General features: G+C 70.3%; 7 protein-coding genes. 4 read left to right on the forward strand and 3 right to left on the reverse strand.

All coding sequences use genetic code 11. The features are described 5' to 3' along the window. Together I59_RS09745 and I59_RS19660 are read right to left on the reverse strand one after the other, a co-directional pair. Nucleotides 1-582 (reverse strand): hypothetical protein (locus tag I59_RS09745; RefSeq protein ID WP_022903711.1); only part of this gene is annotated, 582 nt, incomplete at its 3' end. 173 nt (nt 583-755) lie between these two features. Continuing rightward, a complete protein-coding gene (locus I59_RS19660) occupies nt 756-1,025 on the reverse strand; it encodes a hypothetical protein (protein ID WP_022903712.1) in 270 nt (89 codons plus the stop codon). A 211-nt stretch (nt 1,026-1,236) separates the two neighbouring features. Between I59_RS19660 and msrA the strand changes: the two genes are divergently transcribed. From msrA to I59_RS09765, 3 genes are all read left to right on the forward strand, one after another. Further along, on the forward strand, nt 1,237-1,764 hold the full coding sequence (gene msrA / locus I59_RS09755) for a peptide-methionine (S)-S-oxide reductase MsrA (RefSeq protein ID WP_022903713.1): 528 nt from the start codon (nt 1,237-1,239) through the stop codon (nt 1,762-1,764). 36 nt (nt 1,765-1,800) lie between these two features. After that, the gene (locus I59_RS23450; protein WP_022903714.1) at nt 1,801-2,058 is read left to right on the forward strand and encodes a hypothetical protein; all 258 of its coding nucleotides are present in this window, start codon (nt 1,801-1,803) and stop codon (nt 2,056-2,058) included. Nucleotides 2,059-2,172: 114 nt separating this feature from the next. Next, nucleotides 2,173-2,880, forward strand: coding sequence for a single-stranded DNA-binding protein (locus I59_RS09765; RefSeq protein WP_022903715.1), 708 nt, complete (start codon nt 2,173-2,175; stop codon nt 2,878-2,880). A gap of 144 nt (nt 2,881-3,024) precedes the next feature. On the opposite strand, the gene I59_RS09770 is transcribed toward I59_RS09765, so the two are convergent. Continuing rightward, entirely contained in the window at nt 3,025-3,747 is a 723-nt protein-coding gene (locus I59_RS09770; RefSeq protein WP_022903716.1) for a hypothetical protein, read from the reverse strand. Between the two features lie 183 nt (nt 3,748-3,930). On the opposite strand from I59_RS09770, the gene I59_RS09775 reads away from it, so the two are divergent. Continuing rightward, nucleotides 3,931-4,333: ATP-binding cassette domain-containing protein (locus I59_RS09775; RefSeq protein WP_031273536.1), on the forward strand; the 403-nt coding region annotated here is incomplete at its 3' end.

Below are 4,333 nucleotides of genomic sequence, written 5' to 3' on the forward strand. Positions count from 1 at the left end.
GGGCTGCGGCGTCTCGGCCTGGCGGTTCGACACCTGGTCGGCGTTCCAGTCCTGCTGGCGCTTGACCAGGTCAGCGTCGGGATCGGGCGACTCGAACTTCCAGCGCTCGAGGTCGCTCTTGAACAGCTTGCGGGCGCGGTTCGGGCGTGCCTGCCACTCGAGCAGACGGTCGCGGAACTCGGCGAGGGACTGGTCGGCCTGGAAGGAGAACGTCGACGAGTTCTTCTTGATGTCGGCGATCTCGTGCTGGGCCCAGTTCGCCGCGAGCGGGGCGCCCGACACCGGCAGGAGGCGGAGCCGCACGTCGGCGTCCTCGGCGAGGTGGTCGGCGTAGGCGCGCTCCTCGTGTCCGAGCGAGCCCCACGTCGCGGCCTTCCGCGCCGCGGAGATGATCGCGGCGACGGCGGCGTTCTTCGCCTCACGCTCCTGCAGGGCGACCACGCGCTTGGTCGCGCCGCGGCCGATGAGCGCGGCGACGATGCCGGCCACCACGATGGCGACGAAGGGGATGATCGCGCCCGAGAGCAGCCGCCACCCCGTGTCCGACGCGGTCCAGTCCGTCAGCTCGTTCCACCAGTCCATGCGCGAACCGTACCCAGGGTGCGCGCGGACGGCGGGGAGGCTGTCCGGCGATCCGTGCATCCGCCCACGCTGGGCGACGCCGGGCGACGCCGGGGGGTGCTGGGAGAAGTGACGCGAGGGTCGTCGCGAGGGACGACCTGCGGCGCGCCGACGCCTTCCTGACACCTCGGGCGTCAGCCCCAGCGCAGGCAGTCGACCGCGTCGTCAGCGGACCAGACGTCCGGGAACTCGACGAACCGCCGCTCGGTCGGGATGTAGCGCCGAGCGCGGTACGCGGTGCCGCCCGCGACGTCGACGCGGTCCACGTATCCGACGATCTCGCCGTTGGCGCGGGTGACCCGGCTGAGGTCGTCGCGGACGTCGAGGATGCGGAGGTCGCCCCGGCTGCGGGCGACGGAGGACGTGCGGAGCCGGAACGCCGGTTCGGTCGTCGTGGTGTGCATGGTGTCCTCCTGGTGTGTGCTCGATGGGTCCGTGGTTCGTGCCTCCGACGCTACGGGCGACCACCGACACGCCGAGGGCGACGGATGCCTCCTGGGGACGACGTCCGCACACTGCGGCGGTGTGGACGACGCGTACCCCGAGATCCGCGCCCCGCGCCTCGGCGTCGGACGCCCTCCGCGCACGTGGAGGACGGCGCGGTAGCGTGGGCGCATGACGACGTTCGTGCTCGCAGGTGGTTGCTTCTGGTGCCTCGACGCGGTGTACCGCACCCTGCAGGGCGTGCAGGACGTGGTGTCCGGCTACATCGGCGGCACCACCCAGGACCCGACCTACGAACTCGTGTGCACGGGGACGACCGGGCATGCCGAGGCGGTCGCGGTGACCTTCGACGAGTCGGTGATCCCGGCGGACGTCGTCCTCGACGTGTTCTTCACGCTGCACGACCCGCGCCAGCTGAACCGTCAGGGCGCCGACGTCGGCACGCAGTACCGGTCCGCGATGTTCCCGGCCGACGACGAGCAACGTGCGCTGTTCGAGCGGGCGATCGAGCGTGCGGCGGACATCTGGGACGGTGGGATCGTGACCACGATCGAGCCGCTCACGACGTTCCACCGGGCGGAGGAGTACCACCAGGACTTCTTCGCGAAGAACCCCGGTCAGGGCTACTGCCTCGCGGTCGCGCTGCCGAAGGTGAACAAGGTCCGCAAGGCCTACAGTCAGTACATCCTGGCGTCCTAGCCACGGGCGTCGGGGCCACGAGGAGGTGGTCGAACGATGACGAACGACACGAAGACGAACAGCACGACGACGAACAGGACCGGAGACTCGACGACGAGTGCCGCGGGGACCTGGGTCGCGGTCGGTCCCGCCGGCGCGGTGGGCAGCATCCACCGCGCTCCGGACGGGTTCCACGTCGAGCTCTTCGGACGCCGCAGCACGGGCGGGGTCTTCCCGTCGCTCGGCTCCGCGAAGAGCGCGGTGCACGCGGCGATGGGTCCGCACGCGGACCGACCGGAGTTCCGCGCGCACTGACCCCGGCCTGGAGGCACGGGGCACTTCTCCTGCACAGGTCGCGCCGTCGGAGTGGTGATCCACAGATCGAGGCCCGGGCCGCCGACGCGGCCCGGGCCTCGTCACGATCGGAGCATGAACGACACGATCACGATCTGCGGCATCGTCGCCACCGAACCCCGGCACCTCGTCACCGACACGGGCATCGCCATCACCAGCCTCCGGCTCGCCTCGCCGTCACGGCGCTTCGACCGCGCCACCTCGACGTGGACCAACGGCGCGACCAACTGGTTCACGGTGACGGCCTTCCGATCACTCGCGGCCAACGTCCACAAGTCACTGAAGAAGGGCGACCGCATCGTCGTCACCGGGCGGGTGCGGATCCGCACGTGGGAGCGCGACGGGCGTGGCGGCACCTCGGTCGAGGTGGACGCCGAGGGCATCGGGCACGACCTCGCGTGGGGCATCAGCAACTGGATCCGCGTGCCACGGCAGGCGAACGAGACGGCCGTGACGCCGGTGGACAGCACCCGGGTCGATCCACGGACGGGGGAGGTCGGCGGCGCGCACCTGCACGGTGTGCACCTGCCCGGTCCCGACGACGCCCCCGACGACGGACCCGGTGCCGGACCTGGCGATGACGTGCCGGACGACGAGCCGTTGCCCGATGCCGCCGAGGCAGACCGCCACACCGCGGCGATCCTCGGCGAGGAGCACCCGTCGGGTGTCTTCGGCGTGGGTGACGCGACCGGACTCAGTGACGCTGATCAGCACGGGCTGCCCGCGGCCCTCGGCCTCGATCGCCCCTTCGGAGCGGAGGACGGGGACGCGGAAGCCGCCTGACCCGGCGGCCGACGGAGCGCCGCCGACGTCCGACGGAGCGCCGCCGCCGGACGTCGGAGCGCCACCGCCGGACGACGGAGCGCCGACCACCCGAGGGCGGCCGGCGCTCCGGTCGGCGGTGCGTCCGCAGTCAGCGGTCGGTGGTCAGCGACCGTTCCACTTCTGGGCGATCATCGCGATCCCCGACACCTGGTCGGTGTCCCAGTTGTGGCCGCTCGCCAACCCGGACACCCGGCCGTCGATCGAGAAGCTGGCACCCTGCACGCCGGCCTTGGTCTGCGTCGCCTTCAACCCGTGGAACGAGAAGCTGTTGTTCCACGAGCCGTTGAGCCCGATCCGACCCGTGGCGGTGCCGACGTCGATCCGGACGTTCTGCACGGTGGAGTGCACGGTGTCGCCGTTCAGGCGCGCGTTCGCCTCGGCGTTGAAGAACAGTCGCGGTTCGAGGTGCACGTTGACGGTGCCGATCGTCTTGTGGTTGACGCTGATCGCGGCGACGTCGTTCTTCCACCAGCGCAGCCCGACGGGCGTGAGGTTGTTCGTCGCGGCGTTCAGGTAGCCGTAGGTGAACTTGCCGTTCTGCACGCGCTCCCAGATGTAGCGGGGCTTGCCCTTGCTCTGGGGCGACCCGGAGTCGGACTGGATGCCGAACGAGAACGCGTTGTTGTGGGCGTCGTGGACGTTGATGTACGACGAGTAGCCGGTGCCGGTGCCCTTGGCGCTGATGTTCGCCGTGTACGTCATGTAGGGCGTGCCGGACGGGACGCTGAGCGCGGATGCGGGCGCAGCGGGGATCGTCACCGCGATCCCGAGTGCGAGAGCCCCGATGATGGGCAGCATGAGACGACGGAGTCGGTTGTTCGCCATGTGGTCCTGGTCCTGGTCCTGATCGAGGCCGAGCTGGTGGTTTCGGGTCCCGCCGGCGAGTGATGCAGGTACCGTACGTCGCCCCACCGACACTTGTCAGCCCCCGAACGGGCAGGTGCGTCTTCCGGCGACGGCACCGCGGCCGCGCGATGTGCCGTCCGGGTCACTACACTTGACCGCGATATGGCTGAGTACATCTACCAGATGGTCCGCGCCCGCAAGTCGGTCGGCGACAAGCTGATCCTCGACGACGTCACGATGTCGTTCCTCCCCGGCGCGAAGATCGGCGTCGTCGGACCGAACGGTGCGGGCAAGTCGACGATCCTGAAGATCATGGCGGGTCTCGACCAGCCGTCCAACGGCGAGGCGAAGCTGACCCCGGGCTTCACCGTCGGCATCCTCATGCAGGAGCCCGAGCTCGACGAGGACAAGACCGTCCTCGAGAACGTCCAGCAGGGCGTCGGCGAGATCCCACGGCAGGTGGTCCGCTTCAACGAGATCTCCGCGCTCATGGCCGAGCCCGACGCGAACTTCGACGCGCTCCTCGCCGAGATGGGCACGCTGCAGGAGGAGATCGACGCGGCGG

The sequence above is a fragment of the Curtobacterium sp. B8 genome (genome assembly GCF_000333315.1).
GTDB classification, from domain to species: Bacteria; Actinomycetota; Actinomycetes; order Actinomycetales; family Microbacteriaceae; genus Curtobacterium; species Curtobacterium luteum.